This is a genomic window from Microbacterium sp. NPDC058062 (assembly GCF_042885375.1).
GTDB lineage: Bacteria > Actinomycetota > Actinomycetes > Actinomycetales > Microbacteriaceae > Microbacterium > Microbacterium trichothecenolyticum_C.
The window spans coordinates 826,196-844,713 of record NZ_JBHVSC010000002.1; the positions used below are offsets into that span (position 1 = coordinate 826,196).

11 protein-coding genes are annotated in these 18,518 nt (G+C 71.4%); 9 read left to right on the forward strand and 2 right to left on the reverse strand.

Features of this window, described 5'->3' with window-relative positions; translation table 11 throughout:
- Positions 1–99: 99 nt before the first annotated feature.
- Positions 100–2,523 carry a glycoside hydrolase family 2 TIM barrel-domain containing protein gene (locus ACFVSU_RS08530; RefSeq protein WP_387140846.1) on the reverse strand — a complete coding sequence of 808 codons (2,424 nt, stop codon included), beginning with the start codon at positions 2,521–2,523 and terminating at the stop codon, positions 100–102.
- Complete coding sequence (locus tag ACFVSU_RS08535; RefSeq protein ID WP_387140849.1) at positions 2,520–3,272, reverse strand: TetR/AcrR family transcriptional regulator; 753 nt, start codon at positions 3,270–3,272, stop codon at positions 2,520–2,522. Before ACFVSU_RS08535 ends, ACFVSU_RS08530 begins: the two co-directional genes overlap by 4 nt.
- Positions 3,273–3,468: 196 nt before the next feature.
- On the opposite strand from ACFVSU_RS08535, the gene ACFVSU_RS08540 reads away from it, so the two are divergent.
- The 9 genes from ACFVSU_RS08540 (at position 3,469) to ACFVSU_RS08580 (ending at position 18,518) form a co-directional block, all read left to right on the forward strand.
- Entirely contained in the window at positions 3,469–5,001 is a 1,533-nt protein-coding gene (locus ACFVSU_RS08540) for an ABC transporter substrate-binding protein (protein ID WP_375870704.1), read from the forward strand.
- Between the two features lie 64 nt (positions 5,002–5,065).
- The gene (locus tag ACFVSU_RS08545) at positions 5,066–6,007 is read left to right on the forward strand and encodes an ABC transporter permease (protein WP_310285940.1); all 942 of its coding nucleotides are present in this window, start codon (positions 5,066–5,068) and stop codon (positions 6,005–6,007) included.
- Positions 6,004–7,866: a dipeptide/oligopeptide/nickel ABC transporter permease/ATP-binding protein gene (locus ACFVSU_RS08550; protein ID WP_387140854.1), complete on the forward strand. Its 1,863-nt coding sequence runs from the start codon at positions 6,004–6,006 to the stop codon at positions 7,864–7,866. Before ACFVSU_RS08545 ends, ACFVSU_RS08550 begins: the two co-directional genes overlap by 4 nt.
- Positions 7,863–8,711, forward strand: coding sequence for an ATP-binding cassette domain-containing protein (locus ACFVSU_RS08555; RefSeq protein WP_376013670.1), 849 nt, complete (start codon positions 7,863–7,865; stop codon positions 8,709–8,711). The genes ACFVSU_RS08550 and ACFVSU_RS08555 overlap by 4 nt, the downstream gene beginning before the upstream one ends.
- A gap of 87 nt (positions 8,712–8,798) precedes the next feature.
- On the forward strand, positions 8,799–11,228 hold the full coding sequence (locus ACFVSU_RS08560) for a glycoside hydrolase family 3 C-terminal domain-containing protein (RefSeq protein ID WP_387140858.1): 2,430 nt from the start codon (positions 8,799–8,801) through the stop codon (positions 11,226–11,228).
- Entirely contained in the window at positions 11,225–12,355 is a 1,131-nt protein-coding gene (locus ACFVSU_RS08565) for a serine hydrolase domain-containing protein (protein ID WP_387140862.1), read from the forward strand. The genes ACFVSU_RS08560 and ACFVSU_RS08565 overlap by 4 nt, the downstream gene beginning before the upstream one ends.
- A 22-nt stretch (positions 12,356–12,377) precedes the next feature.
- Positions 12,378–13,895 carry a family 43 glycosylhydrolase gene (locus ACFVSU_RS08570; protein ID WP_387140865.1) on the forward strand — a complete coding sequence of 506 codons (1,518 nt, stop codon included), beginning with the start codon at positions 12,378–12,380 and terminating at the stop codon, positions 13,893–13,895.
- Positions 13,892–16,720 carry a family 78 glycoside hydrolase catalytic domain gene (locus tag ACFVSU_RS08575; RefSeq protein ID WP_387140868.1) on the forward strand — a complete coding sequence of 943 codons (2,829 nt, stop codon included), beginning with the start codon at positions 13,892–13,894 and terminating at the stop codon, positions 16,718–16,720. Before ACFVSU_RS08570 ends, ACFVSU_RS08575 begins: the two co-directional genes overlap by 4 nt.
- Positions 16,721–16,757: 37 nt before the next feature.
- Positions 16,758–18,518 (forward strand): DUF5605 domain-containing protein, encoded by a 1,761-nt coding sequence (locus ACFVSU_RS08580; protein ID WP_387140871.1) that lies wholly within the window; start codon positions 16,758–16,760, stop codon positions 18,516–18,518.

The following is an 18,518-nucleotide window of genomic DNA, read 5'->3' on the forward strand; positions in this document are numbered from 1 at the left end:
CACCCGTCCCCAGACAGGTTCGCTTCGTTCGTCACCTGTGCACGCCGATTCGCGGTTTCGGCGTGCACAGGTGACGAACGAACAGACGGAAGAGGGTGCTCAGCGGGCGGTGAGGGAGACGGATGCTGCGGCCAGCCCCTCCGCGGTCACCCTCACCGTCGCCGATCCCGGCCCGGTGGGCCGGACGATCGCGAGGGCGCGCCCGTCGTGCGTCGTGACCGAGGGACCCGCGAACGACTCCTCCGTGCGGATGCGGCCGGTGCCGAGCCCGACGAGCTCCGCGTCGCCGTCGACGGTCACCGTGACGAGCCGGTCGGCGTCGACCGCGACGACGCCGTCCGCGTCAGCCAGCGATATCGCGACGAACGCAAGCCCGTCGACCGTGATGTCGCACTCCTCGACGGATGCTGTGAGCCCCAGCTCGCCGGCCGTCCGCAGGGTCGCGCACCCGACCTCGACCCCGCCGGTGCGGGCGATCGCGACGAGCTCACCCGGGCGGTACTCGGTCTCGAAGCGGGCGCGGAACGCCTTCTCGGCTCCGACCGCGCTGACGCCGAGCGATACGCCGTCCCGCAGCAGCTCGACCTCCTCGGCCGGCGCGTAGACGTCGACCGTGACGGGGGCGCCGGGCTCGGCATCCCACGTCCACGACGACACGGAGTCGTCCCAGGACCAGGGTGTGGTCGCGGCCGGCCGGCCGTGGTGGCGCGGCGGATGCACGGCCAGGTAGGGCTCGGTGCGCAGGCCGAACACGATCTCGCGGTAGTACGAGACCGGGCGGCGGAAGCCCGTGATGTCGATGTCGCCGCATCCCGCCAGCAGGTGCGGGTACGGGCCCGCCGTGCCGGTCGGCTCGTAGCCAGGCTCGTCGGTGTAGTCGACGCGGCCGATGCCGGCCTCGCCGAGGTAGTCCCAGCCGGTCCACGTGAAGTCGCCGACGACATGGTCGAGCCGCTCGACGAGGTCCCACATCTTCTCGATGCGCGACGGGAAGGTCTCGGACCCCACGATCACGCGGTTCGGGAACAGCTCGCGGTCGAGCTCGTACCGCGACTCGGCGTAGTTGAACCCGACGACGTCGAGCACCGATGCCGACTCCTCGGTCGACGCGGTGACGAGCTCCGACGCGTTGGCGCGCGCCATCATGTCGCCCATCGTCGCCATCATCGTGTTCGGATCGGTCGCCGCGGTCCCGTCGGAGTCCTCGGGGCGCCCCATCTTGTCGAGGTTCGCGATGATCCCGTTGATCCCGTTCGTGACGAGGCGCGTGTCGTCGGCGTCGCGGAACGCCTCGGCCAGGCGCCGGCTCCAGGCGGAGCCCGCGGGCGTCGCGAGCTCGAGGATCTCATTCCCGATCGAGTACATGATGACGCTCGGGTGGTTGACGTCCTTCGCGACGAGGGCTTCGACGTCGTGGCGCCACCGGTCGGGGAAGCTGGGAGCGGCGTCGAACGCGACCTTCGAGCGGGTCCAGGTGTCGGTGAGCTCGTCCATCACGAGCACGCCGTGCCGGTCGCAGGCGTCGAGCATCGCGCGGCTCATGGGGTTGTGCGAGCTCCGCAGCGCGTTGAACCCCGCGGCTTTCAGCAGGCGCACGCGCCGGTCCTCGGCGGCGGCGAGCGTCGCCGCGCCGAGCGGTCCGCTGTCGTGGTGCACGCACGCGCCCCGGAGCTTCACGGTCTCGCCGTTGATCCGCAGTCCGCGCGCGACGTCGATCTGCAGACGACGGATGCCGAAGGTCGCGGCATCCGTGTCGATCTCTTCTCCGCTCTCGTCGGAGAGGGTCGTCCGCACGCGGTGGAGCGCGGGGGCGTCGACGCTCCACAGCGCGGGATCGTCGACCGCGAGGCGCACGCGCGCCACGGCGTCGGAGTTCGGGAGCACCGTCACCGGCGCCGTCCCCGTCGCGAGGGCGGACCCGTCGGGCGACTCCACTGTCCAGCCCAGTCGCAGCGTGCGGGTGCGGCGCGTGCCGTTCCGCACGGTGGTCGCGACCTGGACGACGGCGCGATCGGCGTCGATGTCGGGCGTCGTGACGCGCGTGCCGTCGAGCGGGATGTGCACGGGGTCGGCGACCACCAGGTGGACCGGACGATAGATGCCCGCACCGGAATACCACCGGCTGTCGCGGTGCGCGCGGGCCTCGACCGTCACGCGGTTGGGCTCGCCGTGCCGCAGGTACGGGTCGAGCACGGCCTCGAACGCGTTGTACCCGTTCGGCTCGTGCGTCACGGCGTCGCCGTTGACGAACACGACGGCGTCGCGGTAGACGCCCTCGAACTCGAGGCGCACGGTCTTGTCGCGCCACTCGGCCGGGACGTCGAACGTCTTGGCGTACTCGAAGACACCGCCGGGGACGTAGCCGGTGTGCACGCCCTGGTCGCTGTCGGCCGAGCGCGGGAGGTCGCGCACGGCGTCGTGCGGCAGGCGGACAGGTCGGGGTGCGGACTCCGGCGTGGGCGCCTCGAAGGCGCCGAGCTTCGGGCCCGCGGCCCAGCCATCGAGGAAGGGCTGGCGGATCATGCCTCGGCTCCGTCTAGCGCTTCGGGGCTTTCGCCGTCGGAGGCTGTCGACGCGCTCGCCGTCTGCAGGTCCAGCACGTCGAGCGCGTTCTCGAGCGAGACGAGGTCGTAGCCGCGGATGAGGCTTCGGAAGACCTCGTGGAGCGCTTCGGCCATGTCGGTCGACTCCGGATCGAGAAGCCACTGCACCTGCAGGCCGTCCATCAGGGCGATCGTGGCGACGGCCGCACGCCCGGGGTCGACGCCGTCGACCAGGCGTCCCGCGGCGGCGGCGCGCTCGAACGAGCCGGTCACGCTCGTTCGGACGTAGTTGTAGCGGTTGACGAAGTAGTCGTGCGCGGGGTGGGACGGCGCCGTCGCCTCGGCCGACAGCGTCGTGTACAGCTCGACGATGCCGGGCTGCGCTGCGTTGAACCGCGCCAGCTCGGCGAGCGCCCGCAGCGCCTCGACGCCGTCGGGGAGGTCGAAGTCGACGCGGGCGCGCGACAGGTTGTCGCGGTGGTCCAGCAGCGCCAGCAGCAGGGCGCTCTTGCTGCGGAAGTGGTGCAGGAGCCCCGCCTCGCTCATGCCGACCCGCTCGGCGACCTCGCGGAGCGAGCCGGCGCGATATCCGGACTGGGAGAACACTTCCAGGGCGGCGTCGAGGATCGCTGTGCGCGTCTCCTTCGACTTCGCGTACTCGCCCCGCGGCTTGCGCGTCCTCGTGGGAGCGGTCCCCGCCTTTGTCTGGGCGGAAGTCGTCTCGGTCATCGTCACACCGTATCCCCGCATCTGTCGGGGCACCTCCATCGGTGCCCGTCGGGGTCCTCTTCCTCCGTTCTATAACGAATTCCTAATGCTCGCTAGTTTTTTAGACCAAAAACCTAGCGCCCACTAGAAATTGCTGTTAGCGTCTCCCGGCAGTAGGCGATCCGCAGGGGCATCGCCACCTATGAAGGGACCAAGGATGTTCCGTTGGAAGGCCACAGCAGCCACCATCGCGATCGCCGCACTCGCCCTCACCGGCTGCGCCGGTGCAGGAGACGACGGGTCAGGCGGAAGCGACTCCGGTCGGGCAGACCGGCTCACGCTCACCGCGATCATCGGGCCCACGAGCTACGACATCGGGCAGGGCGCCGAGTACGGCAACCGCAGCCCCTTCTTCCAGGCCGTGTTCGACACGCTGCTGCAGAAGAACTCCGACGGTGAGATCGAACCCTGGCTCGCCACCAAGTGGGAGTACAACGAAGACAACACCGTGCTGACGCTGACGCTCCGCGACGACGTGGAGTTCACCGACGGCACCAAGCTCGACGCCGACGCCGTCGTGGCGAGCCTCGAGCGCTTCCGCGACGGCACGTCGCCGCAGGCCGCGACGCTGGCCGGCAAGGAGTTCGCGGCCGTCGACGCCACCACCGTGACCATCACGCAGGACGCGCCCGACCCGTCCCTGGTCAACATGCTCTCGATCGCCCCCGGCCTCATCCAGGCGCCGTCCACGTTCGACGACCCCGACTCGGCCACCGAGCCGATCGGCTCCGGCCCGTACGTGCTCGACACCGCGGCGACCGTCACCGGCACCACGTACGTCTACACGGCCAACCCCGACTACTGGAACCCGGATGCCGTCAAGTACGACAACCTGACGATCAACGTCATCGAGGACCCGACCGCGACGCTCAACGCCCTCAAGGCCGGCGAGGCCAACGGCGCGAAGATCGTGAACAACGACACGATCCCCGAGATCGAGGCATCCGGCTGGACGATCGAGTCCAACGAGCTCGACTTCCAGGGCCTGCTGCTGTTCGACCGCGCCGGCACGATGGCGCCCGAGCTCGCCGACGTCAAGGTGCGCCAGGCGATCAACATGGCGTTCGACCGCGAGGCGCTGCTGAAGGCGCTGCAGGCAGGCTACGGAACCGTCACCGAGCAGGTCTTCCCGGCGACGTCGGTCGGCTACGACGAGGCGCTCGACAGCACCTACGAGTACGACCCCGAAGGCGCCAAGAAGCTCCTCGCCGAGGCCGGCTACCCCGATGGGTTCTCGATCGACATGATGTCGACCCCGGCGTTCCAGACCACGTTCGACCTGGTCGCGCAGCAGCTCGCCGACATCGGGATCACGGTGAACTACACCGACCCCGGCACCGGCAACTTCATCACCGACATGCTCGCCCCGAAGTACCCGGCGACGTGGATGGCGCTCGAGCAGAACCCGGACTGGCAGCTGATCAACTTCATGATCGCTCCCGAGGCCACGTTCAACCCGTTCCACTCGCAGGACCCGAAGGTCGACGAGTACATCTCGACGATCCAGATGGGCACGAAGGACGAGGCCGACCAGGCCACGAAGGACCTCAACGCCTACCTGGTCGAGCAGGCCTGGTTCGCGCCGTTCTTCCGGGTCCAGGGCACGTACGCGACCGACGCGAACACGAACCTCGAGTTCTGGCCCACCAACGCCTACCCGTCGATCTTCGACTTCTCGCCGAAGAACTGAATCCTCTCCCCGCCCGCCCGCACACCGCGGGCGGGCGGGGAGACACCACCCACGGGAAAGCGACATGCTTGCATTCATCCTCCGGCGCGTACTGTCGGGCGTCATCCTCATCGCGGTGATCTCGTTCCTCGCGTTCGTCCTCCTCTACGCCGCGGGCGGCGACATCGCCCGCCGCATCCTCGGCGAGAACGCCACCGCCGAGACCGTCGCCAAGAAGACCGAACAGCTCGGACTGGATCAGCCGCTGCTCCAGCAGTACTGGAACTGGGTCACCGGCGCCCTCACGGGCAACCTCGGTCGCAGCTGGTTCACCGGCGAGCTGGTCTCGACGAGCGTCAGCAACCGCCTCGCGGTCACCCTCGCGATCGTGATCGGCGCGACCGTCGTCTCGGCGATCGTCGCGGTCGTGCTCGGCATTCTCGCCGCCCGCCGCGGCGGCTGGGTCGACGGCAGCGTCCAGGTGATCTCCCTCATCGGCTTCGCGATCCCCGGCTTCCTCATCGCACTGGGCCTCGTGCTCGTGTTCGCGATCAACCTGGGCTGGTTCAAGGCGACCGGCTACGTGCCTGCGACCACCTCGGTGTCGGGATGGCTGTCGTCCGTGACCCTGCCCATCGTGGCGCTGTCGATCGGCGCGATCGCGGCGGTGTCGCAGCAGGTCCGCGGCTCGGTCATCGACGCGATGTCGCGGGACTACGTCCGCACGCTCCGCTCGCGGGGCCTCAGCACGAACTCGGTCGTGTACCGCCACGTGCTCCGCAACGCCGGCGGCCCCGCACTGGCGGTGCTCGCCGTGCAGTTCATCGGCCTCCTCGGCGGGGCCGTGATCGTCGAGCAGGTCTTCGCCATCCCCGGCATGGGCCAGCTCACCGTCCGCGCCACCACCCTCGGCGACATCCCGGTCGTCATGGGCGTCGTGATCGCCTTCGCGATCATCGTCGTCATCGTGAACCTCCTCATCGACCTCGCCCAGGCGGCGCTGAACCCGAAGGTGCGACTCTCATGACCGCCATCGACGTCCCCCTCGACGTACCGGTCGCGCCGGTACGCGTCTCGCTCTGGCGCCGGCTGGTGCGCCGCCCCGTCGGCCTCGCCTCGCTGATCTTCCTCGTGTTCCTGGGGATCATCGCGATCATCGGGCCGTGGATCGCTCCGCAGGACCCCAACTACGCCGACATCCGCAACGTCCTCGCGTCGCCCAGCGCAGAGCACCTCCTCGGCACCGACGGCAGCGGCCGCGACGTGTTCTCGCGTCTGCTGGTCGCGACCCAGACGACCGTCCTCGCCGCTCTTCTCGCCCTCGTGGTCGCGCTCATCCTGGGTGTGGTCAGCGGCCTCATCGCCGGCTACTACCAGGGCTGGTTCAACAACGCGGCCACGTGGGTCACCGAGCTCAACATGGCGCTGCCCGGCATCGTGGTGCTGCTCGCCGCACGTGCCGTCCTCGGCCCGTCGGTGTGGATCTCGATGTTCATCTTCGGCATCCTGCTGGCGCCGGCGTTCTACCGGCTGGTGTACGCCTCGGTGACCGCGGTGCGCACCGAGCTCTACGTCGATGCGGCCCGCGTGTCGGGCCTCAGTGACACGCGCATCATCGGGCGCCACGTGCTCTCGGTGGTTCGGGCTCCGATCATCATCCAGTCGGCGATCATCGCCGGCATCGCCATCGCGATCCAGTCGGGCCTCGAGTTCCTCGGACTCGGAGACATCGCCGTGCCCACCTGGGGCCAGATGCTCAACGACGGCTTCAAGAACATCTACAAGGAGCCGCTCCTGATGCTCTGGCCGTCGCTCGCGATCGCCCTCACCTGCATCGCGCTGACGCTCCTGGCCAATGTGATGCGCGACGAGATCGAGCGCACCGTGTCGGTGCGGCGCAAGCGGCGCCGCGCGGTCGCGACCGCGACCGGCTCGGTGGCCGCCGTCACGACGTCGGTGGGACTCAGCGGAGGCGACGTCGTCGACCTCGACGAGCCGCCGATCTTCGAGACAGACGGCGTCATCGTCCACAAGGGCGACGCGCGCAGCAAGGCGACCGAGAAGGTGCTCGACGTCCGCGACCTGCACGTCGGCTACGACCAGCCCGACGGCTCGCACATCGAGGTCGTCCACGGCGTCTCGCTCGACATCCGCAAGGGCGAGGTGCACGGTCTCATCGGCGAGTCCGGCTCGGGGAAGACGCAGACCGCGTTCGCCGTGCTGGGCCTGCTCCCCCGCGGCGGCCACGTCACCGGCGGCTCGATCCTGTACGAGGGCACCGAGATCGCCGACGGCGATGACCGCACGTATGCGGGCCTGCGCGGCAAGCGCATCGGATACATCCCGCAGGAGCCGATGTCGAACCTCGACCCGTCGTTCACGATCGGCAGCCAGCTGGTCGAGCCGCTGCGCAAGAACCTCGGGCTCTCGAAGAAGGCGGCTACCGACCGCTCGCTCGAGCTGCTCGCGCGGGTCGGTATCCCCAACCCGAAGCGCACGTTCGACGCGTACCCGTTCGAGGTGTCGGGCGGCATGGCGCAGCGTGTGCTCATCGCGGGCGCTGTGTCGACCGACCCCGACCTCATCATCGCCGACGAGCCGACCACGGCCCTCGACGTCACGGTGCAGGCCGAGGTGCTCGAGCTGCTGCGCGACCTGCAGGCCGAACGTCACATGGCGATGCTCCTGGTGACGCACAACTTCGGCGTCGTCGCCGACCTGTGCGACCGGGTGACCGTCATGCAGAGCGGCCGGTTCGTCGAGCAGGGCCCGGTGCGCGCGATCTTCAACGACGCGCAGCACCCGTACACGCAGGCGCTGCTGGACGCGATCCTCGACGAGGGTCCCGCCCGCGGTCCGCTCGTCATGAAGGGAGCACGGGCATGAGCACTCCGCTGCTGGACATCAAGGACCTCGTCGTCGAGTACCCGGGCAAGGGCTTCCGCGCCCAGCCGTTCCGGGCCCTCAAGGGCGTCTCGCTCGACATCCTGCCGGGTGAGACGGTCGGCCTCGTCGGCGAGTCCGGGTCGGGCAAGACCACTCTCGGCCGCGCGGCGCTCGGCCTCGCGCCGGTGACCGAGGGGTCGATCGTCTACGACGGCAAGGACATCTCGCACCTCAAGCGCCAGGAGCGCCGCGCGCTCAGCTCCGAGATCCAGGTCGTCTTCCAGGACCCGTACTCGTCGCTGAACCCGTCGATGACGATCGAGCAGATCCTCACCGAGCCGCTCACCGCGGCGGGCGTCTCGTCGAGCGAGGCGAAGTCGCGGGTGCGCGACCTGCTCGATCAGGTGGGGCTTCCCGCCGACGCGCGCGGTCGCCTGCCCCGCGAGTTCTCGGGCGGTCAGCGCCAGCGCGTCGCGATCGCGCGTGCGCTCGCCCTGGAGCCGCGGCTCATCGTGTGCGACGAGCCGGTGTCGGCGCTCGACCTGTCGACCCAGGCGCGCGTGCTGGACCTCTTCATCGACATCCAGAACCGCACCGGCGTCGCGTACCTCTTCGTCACGCACGACCTCGCGGTGGTGCGCCACATCAGCCACCGCGTGGCGGTGATGTACCGCGGCGAGATCGTCGAGACCGGCGACGGCGACCGGGTGACCTCCGCGCCCGAGCACCCCTACACCCAGCGGCTCTTCATGGCCGCGCCCGTGCCCGACCCCGACAAGCAGGAGGAGCGCCGCGTCGCCCGGCGCGCGCTCCTCGACGCCGAGGCGGCCGCCGGCGTCCTCTGACGCGACGGATGCTGCGGCCCGGCCTGCAAGGGCCGGGCCGCGGCATCCTCCCCTCTGACCCTCCTTCCGAGAACGGAAACTCCCCCGATGACCGAGACCGCCACCTCCACGCACCCCGAGTCGGTGCTGCACCTCGTGCCGCTGCTCGAGCGCCTCACCCTCGAGCAGAAGGCGGGCCTCGTGCAGGGCGCCGACTTCTGGACGACCGTCCCCGTGCCCGAGATCGGCCTTCGCGCGATGACGCTGTCGGACGGCCCGGCCGGCGTCCGCGGTCCTCGCTGGGACGAGCGCGAGCCGTCGCTCAACCTGCCGTCGGGATCGGCGCTCGCCGCGTCGTGGGACGTCGACCTGGCCTACCGCTACGGGGCGGCCGCAGCATCCGAAGCCCGTCGCAAGGGTGTCGACGTCGTCCTCGGACCGACGATCAACCTGCACCGCTCGCCGCTCGGCGGCCGGCACTTCGAGTGCTTCAGCGAGGATCCCGAGCTGAGCGCCGAGCTCGCCGCCGCGTACGTGCGGGGCCTGCAGGACAACGGCGTCGCCGCGACGCCCAAGCACTACGTCGCCAACGACGCCGAGACCGACCGCTTCACGGTCGACGTCCGCGTCGACGAGCGCGCGCTGCGCGAGCTGTACCTGGCGCCGTTCGAGCGCGCCGTCGAGGCCGGCGCCTGGACCATCATGAGCGCCTACAACGCGGTCGACGGCGTCACGATGACCGAGAACGACCTGCTCGAGACGCCGCTCAACTCGGAGTGGGGCTTCGACGGCGTCGTCATCAGCGACTGGACCGCCGTCCGTTCGCTCGGCTCCGTGCCCGCCGCGCAGGACCTCGCGATGCCCGGCCCCGCGCCGGCGTGGGCCGATCTCGTCGACGCGATCCGCGACGGCCGCGTGGACGAGGCCGACCTCGACCGCAAGGTGCTGCGCCTGCTGCTGCTCGCCGAGCGCGTCGGCGCCCTCGGCGACGCGACCCCGATCGAGCCCGCTCCGCTCGACGGTCCCGCGTTCGCGCGCGACGCCGCCATCGAGGGCACGGTGCTGCTGCGCAACGAGGGTGTCCTGCCGTTGGATGCCGCGTCCCTCGGCCGCGTCGCCGTCATCGGGCAGAACGCCCGCGAGGCACGCACGCAGGGCGGCGGCAGCGCCACCGTGATCCCCGAGTCCGTCGTCTCGCCGCTCGAGGCGATCCGCGCCGCGGTGCCGGCGGCCGAGGTGAACTTCGAGATCGGCGCGGTCGTGCAGGAGGGGGTCGCCGAGATCCCGCTCGCACAGCTGACCAACCCGGCGACCGGCGAGGCCGGCATCCGCGTCGCGTTCTTCGACGCCGACGGCACCGAGCTCTTCGCCGAGAACCGCCGCTCCACGGCCCTGGTCTGGTTCGGCGGCGACGCCCCGATCTCGGCGAGCGCCACGGTGGTGTTCGAGACGGTGTACACGCCCGCCGAGTCGGGCGAGATCGAGCTCGGCTTCGCCGGCGCGAACCCGGGCAGGCTGTACGTCGACGAGCGTCTCGTCCTCGACGACGCCCTCGTCATCGAGGGCACCGACCTCGGCGCGGCGTTCCTCAACCCGCCGTCGATCACCGCCACGGTCGCCGTCGAGGCCGGTCGCGAGACCGCGGTCCGCGTCGAGTTCACGCGCGAGAGCCACGGCGCGCTGTCGGGCGCCCTCAGCGCGACGCTGGGCATCGCCCCCGAGCGCACCGACCCCGACGAGCTCATCGCCCGCGCGGTCGCGGAGGCCGCGGCATCCGCGGTCGCGATCGTCGTCGTGGGCACGAACTCGAAGGTCGAGTCGGAGGGCTACGACCGCACCAGCCTCGACCTTCCCGGCCGCCAGGACGACCTGGTGCGCGCCGTCGCCGCCACCGGAACCCCGACGATCGTCGTGGTCAACGCCGGTTCGCCGGTCGTGCTGCCGTGGGCGGACGAGGTCGCGGCCGTCGTTCAGGGGTATTTCGGGGGCCAGGAGTTCGGGCACGCGATCGCCGACGTGCTCACGGGAGCCGCCGAGCCCGGCGGGCGCCTCCCCACGACGTGGCCGGCAGCCCTCGCCGACGTTCCGGTGACCGAGGTCGTTCCGACCGACGGCCGCCTCGACTATCGCGAGGGCCTGCACATCGGCTACCGCGCGTGGCTGAAGGCCGATGCCGAGCCGGCGTTCCCGTTCGGCCACGGCCTCGGGTACACGACGTGGTCGTGGGGTGCTGCGCAGCGCATCGGCGACGCGGTCGAGGTGACGCTCGCGAACACCGGCGACCGTGCCGGCAAGCAGGTCGTGCAGGTGTATGCCGAGCGCGCGGAGTCCGCGGTGGAGCGTCCCGAGCGCTGGCTCGTCGGTTTCGCGACCGTGCACGCCGCACCCGGTGAGACCGTCACCGCGTCGGTCCCCGTTCCGGCGCGCCGCCTCGCGCACTGGGCGGGCGAGTGGGTCGTCGAGCCCGGCGCCTTCACGCTCCGCGCCGGCGCCTCGGTGGCCGACCTGCCGCTGTCGATCGACTGGAGCGTCGCGTGAAGGCGCTCGGCACCGCCGGTCTGAAGGGACGCGCCGACGAGCGGCTGGAGGAGGTCGTCACACGCCTCGACGGGCTGCTCGCGGCCGACCCCGACCTGTCGTTCCAGGTCGCCGCGTTCCACGACGGTCATCCCGTGCTCGACGCGTGGGGCGGGCCGCACATGGCCGAGGACTCGGTCATCGTGCCCTACTCGGTCACGAAGAACACGATCGGCCTCTCGATCGGCCTGCTCGTCGAGCGGGGCGAGCTCGACCTCGACGAGCGCGTCGCGACCTACTGGCCCGAGTTCGCGGCGAAGGGCAAGCAGCACGTCACCGTGCGTCAGCTGCTCTCGCACCAGGCCGGTCTCCCGCAGGCGGAGCCCGCGCTCACCTGGGACGATCTGCTCGACCACCACGCGGCGGCGGAGCGCCTGGCGGCGAGCCGGCCGTACTGGTACCCGGGAAGCGCCTTCGGCTATCACGCCATCACGATCGGGAACCTCGGCGACGAGCTCGTCTTCCGGGTGACCGGCCGGACGCTTCACGAGTTCTACGAGCAGGAGATCCGCACCCCGTACGGCATCGATTTCTTCCTCGGCCTCCCCGCCGAGCACGAGTCGCGCCGCGTCGACGTGCTGCCGATGATCAAGCCGGTCTCCGACACCTCCACTCCGACCTTCTCGGCGCTCGGCCCGGTCGTCTTCGGCTCGATGGGCGGCGAGGTCGACCTCGCCAACTCGCGACGCAGCTGGGAGTACGGCCATCCCGCCGGCTCGGGCACCGGGACCGCCCGCGGCCTCGCCCGACTGTTCGCCGCGGCCGTCACGGGCGTCGACGGCGCCGAGCCCTTCCTCGGCGCGGACACCGTCGCCGAGATCGGCCAGCAGCAGATCCGCGGCTACGACGAGGTGCTGCACCAGCAGGACCGGGCGCACGCGATCGTGTTCCAGAAGCCGTCGCAGCAGCTCGCGTTGGGCGGGCCACGTGCGTTCGGCCATGATGGCGCGGCCGGCGCGCTGGCCTGCGTCGACCCCGACACCGGCCTCGCCTTCGCGTGGACCATCGCGCGCGGCCCGTGGCCGGGCGGGGCGGACCCGCGTGCCGTGGCGCTTGCGCGGGAACTCGGCATCCGTCTCTCGTCCTGAACCTCGCCCCTGAAGGAACCCCATGAGCACGCTCTTCAACCCCCTGATCAACGGCTTCCACCCCGACCCGAGCGTCGTGGCGGTCGACGGCGTGTACTACCTCGCGACGTCGACGTTCGAGTACCTGCCGGGCATCCCGATCCACCGTTCGACCGATTTCGAGACGTGGGAGCTCATCGGCCACGTCGCGACCCGGCCGGACCAGCTCGGTGTCGAAGAGGTGCCAACCGGGGGCGGGGCGTGGGCTCCGACGATCCGTCATCACGACGGGATCTTCCACCTCGTCATCACGGACGCGATGGGCCGCGGCATGCTGCACTTCACCGCGACCGATGCCGCCGGCCCCTGGAGCGACGGCGACCTCCTGCTCAAGGCCGACGGCACGGGGACGATCGAGGGCATCGACCCCGACATCGCGTGGGATGCCGACGGCGCCTGCTTCGTCACGTTCTCGGGGCTGCAACTGAGCGGCGCTCTGAACCCCAACCAGCCGACGCACCTCGGGATCCAGCAGGTGCGCGTCGACCTCGCGTCGCACCGCGCGCTCGAGGAGCCGCGGTCGCTGTGGTCGGGAACCGGGCTGATGTTCCCGGAGGCGCCGCACCTCTACGACGTCGACGGGGCGTGGTACCTCGTGATCGCCGAAGGCGGCACCGAGCGCGGGCACTCGATCTCGATCGCGCGGGGGCCGTCGCCCGAAGGTCCGTTCGTCGGCGCGCCGGGCAACCCCCTCGTCTCGGCGCGCTCGACGCCGCGGCCGATCCAGAACACCGGCCACGGCGACCTCGTCGTCGGTCCCGACGGCGAGTGGCTCTGCGTGCTGCTCGGTGTGCGGCCGCGCAGCGGCACCCGGGCCTTCTCGGCGCTCGGGCGCGAGACCTTCGTGACCCCGGTCACGTGGGCCGACGGCTGGCCCGCGATCGCGCCCGTCGAGCTCAACCCGCGGCCCGGCACGCGTGCCGAGGTCGTGTTCGACGGCCCGCTCGACCACGAGTGGGTCGCCGTCCGACGCCTGCCCACCGAGATCGCCGACCTTGATTCACGCTCCAGCGCGCTCGTGCTGCACGCCGACGGCACGACGCTCGCCGACTCGCGACCGGTCTTCGTCGGCCGCCGCCAGGAGCACCTGACCAACGCGGTCACCGCGCGCGTCGACGTGAGCGCCGGCGTCGGCGGGCTCGCGGTGCGCTACGACGAGGCCTTCCGCATCGAGATCGAGGCCGGCGGCGGCACCGTCACCGCGCGCACGTCGCTCGGCGGGCTGCACCAGGAGTGGAGCGCCCCGCTCGGCACCGACGTCGTCGACCTGCACCTCGACTCGCGCCGGCCGGCACCGGGCCGCGGCATCGTCTCGACCAGCGACATGTTCCACCTCGGCTTCACCCCCGACGGCGGCGAGCGCGTCGAGCTCGCCCAGGTCGACGGCCGCTTCCTCTCCTCCGAGGTCACCGAATCGTTCACCGGCCGCGTCATCGGCGTGTACGCCGTCGACGGCGACGTCGCCGTGCTGCGCTGGGCGGCAGAAGGAGACGACGAATGACGGATGCCGCATCCCCCGTCATCGCGAGCCTGAAGGCCGAGCTGCGCGACGACACCGCGTTCGTCGCGACGCCGACCCCGCGGCTCACCTGGACGGTGGCGGCGACCGGCGCCTGGCTGCAGGCGGGCGCGGAGCTCTCGGACGGCGCCGGCGAGGTCGCCCTCGACGGCGCCGACTCGGTGCTGGTCGCCTGGCCGTTCGCGCCGCTGCGACCGGGCGAGATCCGCGAGGTCCGCGTGCGCGCCCGCTCGACCTCGGGGACGAGCACCGGCTGGAGCACGCCGCTGCGGATCGAGGCCGGGTTCCTCGCCGAGGACGAGTGGGCAGCGCGGCCCATCGGGCTCGCCGCACCCCAGCGCGACGCGCAGCCCGCGCTGGTGCGGACGCGCTTCATCCTCGACCGCCCCGTCGAACGGGTCGTCCTGTTCTGGACCGCACTCGGCGTCGCCGAGCCGGAGCTGAACGGGGTGCCGGTCTCGGACGACGTGCTCGCCCCGGGCTGGACCGCCTACCGCGACCGCCTCGTGCACGAGACCGTCGACGTGACCGCCCTGGTGCGCCCGGGCGAGAACGTGCTGGGCGCGTCGATCGCCGGCGCCTGGTACACCGAGAAGTACGGCTTCTTCACCTTCACGGACCGCCTCTACGGCACGCAGCCGTCGTTCCTCGCGCAGCTGCGCGTCACCTACGCCGACGGGTCGACCGAGACCGTCGCCGCGACCGGCGAGGGCTGGTCTGCGACCGGCGACGGGCCCGTCGTCGACAGCGGCATCTACGCCGGCGAGCACCAGGACCTCCACCGTGCGATCCAGGAGTGGTCCTCCCCCGCACAGCACGGCGCCCCGGACGCCATCTGGGCCCCCGCCCGCATCGGCGCCGCCGCCCTTCCCGGGTATGAGAACGTCCCCGTACCCGAGGCGCGCATCGTGCCCCCCGTTCGGCGCATCGACACACTCCCCGTCGTCGACGTCATCGAGACCCCGTCCGGCGGCCGGATCCTCGACTTCGGCCAGAACCTGGTCGGCCGGCTGCGGCTGCGGGTGAGGGCCGCCGCAGGCACCCGCGTGACGGTGCGCCACGCCGAGGTCCTCGAGGACGGTGAGCTCGGCATCCGCCCCCTCCGCAACGCGCGGGCGACCGCCACGTTCGATGTCTCGGGCGAGGACGATGTGCTCGAGTCCCGGTTCTCGTTCTACGGCTTCCGCTACGCCGAGGTGACCGGACTCGAGGTCGACCCGTCGCAGATCGAGGCGGTCGTGCTGCACACCGACCTCAGCCGCACCGGCTGGTTCGCCTCCTCCCACGCGCAGCTGGACCGGCTACATGAGAACGTCGTATGGGGCATGCGCGGCAACTTCCTGTCGATCCCGACGGACTGCCCGCAGCGCGACGAGCGCCTCGGCTGGACGGGCGACATCCAGGTGTTCGCGCCGACGGCGAGCTTCCTCTATGACGTCGACGGCTTCCTCACCTCGTGGCTGCGTGACCTCTCACTCGAGCAGGCCCGCCACGACGGCATCGTGCCTCTCGTCGTGCCGGCCGCGCTCCCCTCGTTCGGCGGGCTCGGTCCCACGGCCGCCTGGGGCGACGCCGCCACCGTGGTGCCGACGGTGCTGCACCAGCGCTTCGGCGACGTCGGTGTGCTGGCCGCGCAGTACCCGAGCATGAAGACGTGGGTCGACTCCGTGCTCCGCGATGCCGGCGACAGCGGCCTGTGGGCAGGCCGCATGCAGCTGGGCGACTGGCTCGATCCGGCGGCGCCGCCCGACAAGCCCGGGCAGGCGAAGGTCGACGGCGACATCGTCGCAACCGCGTATCTCGCCCGGTCGCTGCGCCAGGTCGCGGATGCCGCCTCGCTCCTCGGAGAGGACACGGATGCTGCGGCCTACGCCGCGCTCGCAGAACGCAGCCGCGCCGCCTTCGTGGCGGAGTACGTGACCCCGGCCGGTCGCATGATGAGCGACGCGCCGACCGCCTACGCGCTGGCGCTCGAGTTCGACCTCGTCACCGATCCGGGCGTGCGCGACGCCCTCGCCGAGCGCCTCGCGGCGCTCGTGCGGGAGGGCGGCTACCGCATCGGCACCGGGTTCGTCGGCACCCCGCTCGTGACCGACGCGCTCACGCGGGCGGGCAGGCTCGCCGCGGCCGAGCGCCTGCTCCTGCAGACCGAGTGCCCGTCGTGGCTCTACCCTGTGACGATGGGGGCGACCACCGTGTGGGAGCGCTGGGACAGCCTGCTGCCCGACGGGTCGGTGAACCCGGGCGAGATGACGTCGTTCAACCACTACGCCCTGGGCGCGGTCGCCGACTGGCTGCATCGCTCGGTAGCCGGCCTGGCGCCCGCCGAGCCGGGCTACCGCCGCGTGCGGATCGCGCCCCGCCCTCTGGCCGGGCTCGACCACGCGTCGGCCCGGCACGTGACGCCGTATGGCGAGGCATCGGTGTCATGGGTCCGAGACGGCGACGACGTCGTCGTGACCGCGGAGGTACCGCCGAACACCACGGCGGAGGTGGATCTTCCCGACGGATCGCGCCACGCCGAGGTGGGATCGGGAGCACACGAATGGCGGGTTCCCGCGTCGCCTGCGCAGGCGCTCCGGCCCCTGCCGGGGCTCACCGCCTCCCTCGCGGACGTGATCGACGATCCGCGCGCCTATCACGCGCTGCTGGACACGCTCGACGAGGCCGATCCGGAGCGGGCGCGCACGGTCCGCTCGGAGACCCGCTGGGCCGCAGGACGCCCTGCATCGACCGCCCTCATGTTCACGCCGCCCGCCCTGCTCGACGCCGTGGACACCGCCATCCGCTCCGCCACGGCCGGCTGACGCCGCCGCTCGGCCCGCACCAGAGAAGGAACCCACGATGTTCGACCGCGCCTCCACCTTCGGAGACACCCTCGACAGCCCCGCCGGCCGCGCCGTGCTCGAGACCCACCTGCCCGGGATCGCGGCGTCGCCGATGGCGGCGCAGTACCGCGGTGTCCGGCTCGGCCAGCTCGTGGCGCTCGTCCCCGCCCTCGAGGACCCCGCCGCGCAGGAACTCCTGTGGGCGGCCCTCGCGGACATCGAGGACGGCGACGACGAGCGTGCGCCCTACGCGCCGGCGATCAGCCCTGACCCGTCCTACGAGGGCGACGAGGTGACGCGGGGCTCAGCATCCGTCGTCCTTCCCTCCTCGACGCCCCAGTGGGACGTGCTGGAGGTGCGCTTCGACGGCCCCGACCACGGCAACCCGTTCGTCGACGTCGAGCTCGACGCGGTGTTCACGCGTCCGGACGGCTCGGACGTCCGCGTCGGCGGCTTCTACGACGGCGACGGCCGCTACCTGGTGCGCGCGCTCGCCGACGCCGAGGGCGAGTGGACCTTCGTGACCCGCTCGACCGCGCGCTCGCTCGACGCGATCGCCGGCACGGTGACGGTGACGGCCGCGCGCGACGGCTCGCACGGACCGGTGCGGGTGGACGGCTTCCACTTCCGGCACGCCGACGGCACGCGCCACCGCCCGCTCGGCACCACGGCCTACGTGTGGACGCACCAGCCCGAGGAGCTGCAGGAGCAGACCCTGCGCACCCTGGCCGAGGCGCCGTTCACGAAGATCCGCATGTGCCTCTTCCCGAAGTCGTACCTGTTCAACGCGAACGAGCCCGCCGACTTCGTGTTCCCCGGCTCTCTCGAGGACGGCTTCGATCTCGAGCGGTTCGACCCGGCCCACTTCCGGCGGCTCGAGCAGCGCATCGCGCAACTCGGCGAACGGGGGATCGAGGCCGACCTCATCCTGTTCCACGCGTACGACCGGTGGGGCTTCGCCGACCTCGGACCCGCCGTCGACGAGCGCTACCTGCGTTACGCCGTGCGCCGCCTCGCCGCGTTCTCGAACGTGTGGTGGTCGATGGCGAACGAGTACGACCTGCTGTGGTCGAAGACCGGTGCGGACTGGGAGCGCCTGGCTGCGGTCGTCGGCGAGGAGGACCCGTTCGGGCACCTCAACTCGATCCACAACTGCCGCCCGCTCTACGACTACGCCAAGCCGTGGATCACCCACGTGAGCATCCAGCGCGTGGACGTCTATCGCACCGCCGAGAACACCGACGAGTGGCGTGAGCGCTGGGGCAAGCCCGTCGTGATCGACGAGTGCGCCTACGAGGGCGACATCGATCAAGGCTGGGGCAACATCACGGGCGAGGAGATGACCCGGCGCTTCTGGGAGGGCGCGGTCCGCGGCGGCTACGTCGGCCACGGCGAGACCTACCTCCCCTCGGCCCTCGGGCTCGACGACGAGGTGCTGTGGTGGTCGAAGGGCGGCGCCCTGCACGGCACCTCCCCCGACCGCATCGGGTTCCTCGAGCGACTGCTCGCCGACGCCCCCGACGGGGTCTGGGACCCGCTCCCCTCCGACTGGGACGTCCCCTGGGGCGGCAGCGACGCCCACCGCGTCGGCTACTTCGGCTTCAACCGTCCCCGCTTCCGCAACGTCGTGCTCGGCGACGGCGAGTGGACGATCGACGTCATCGACACGTGGAACATGACCGTCGAGCGCCTCGAGGGCACCCACCGCACCACGGTGCGGGTGCCGCTGCCCGGCCGCCAGTTCATGGCCGTCCGCGCGATCCGCGTCGCCGACTGA

Excerpts from the sequence above, each read along its gene's own strand:
- ACFVSU_RS08530 (WP_387140846.1), bottom strand. The coding sequence starts at position 2,523 with ATGATCCGCCAGCCCTTCCTCGATGGCTGGGCCGCGGGCCCGAAGCTC.
- ACFVSU_RS08535 (WP_387140849.1), bottom strand. The coding sequence starts at position 3,272 with ATGACCGAGACGACTTCCGCCCAGACAAAGGCGGGGACCGCTCCCACG.
- ACFVSU_RS08540 (WP_375870704.1), top strand. The coding sequence starts at position 3,469 with ATGTTCCGTTGGAAGGCCACAGCAGCCACCATCGCGATCGCCGCACTC.
- ACFVSU_RS08545 (WP_310285940.1), top strand. The coding sequence starts at position 5,066 with ATGCTTGCATTCATCCTCCGGCGCGTACTGTCGGGCGTCATCCTCATC.
- ACFVSU_RS08550 (WP_387140854.1), top strand. The coding sequence starts at position 6,004 with ATGACCGCCATCGACGTCCCCCTCGACGTACCGGTCGCGCCGGTACGC.
- ACFVSU_RS08555 (WP_376013670.1), top strand. The coding sequence starts at position 7,863 with ATGAGCACTCCGCTGCTGGACATCAAGGACCTCGTCGTCGAGTACCCG.
- ACFVSU_RS08560 (WP_387140858.1), top strand. The coding sequence starts at position 8,799 with ATGACCGAGACCGCCACCTCCACGCACCCCGAGTCGGTGCTGCACCTC.
- ACFVSU_RS08570 (WP_387140865.1), top strand. The coding sequence starts at position 12,378 with ATGAGCACGCTCTTCAACCCCCTGATCAACGGCTTCCACCCCGACCCG.
- ACFVSU_RS08575 (WP_387140868.1), top strand. The coding sequence starts at position 13,892 with ATGACGGATGCCGCATCCCCCGTCATCGCGAGCCTGAAGGCCGAGCTG.
- ACFVSU_RS08580 (WP_387140871.1), top strand. The coding sequence starts at position 16,758 with ATGTTCGACCGCGCCTCCACCTTCGGAGACACCCTCGACAGCCCCGCC.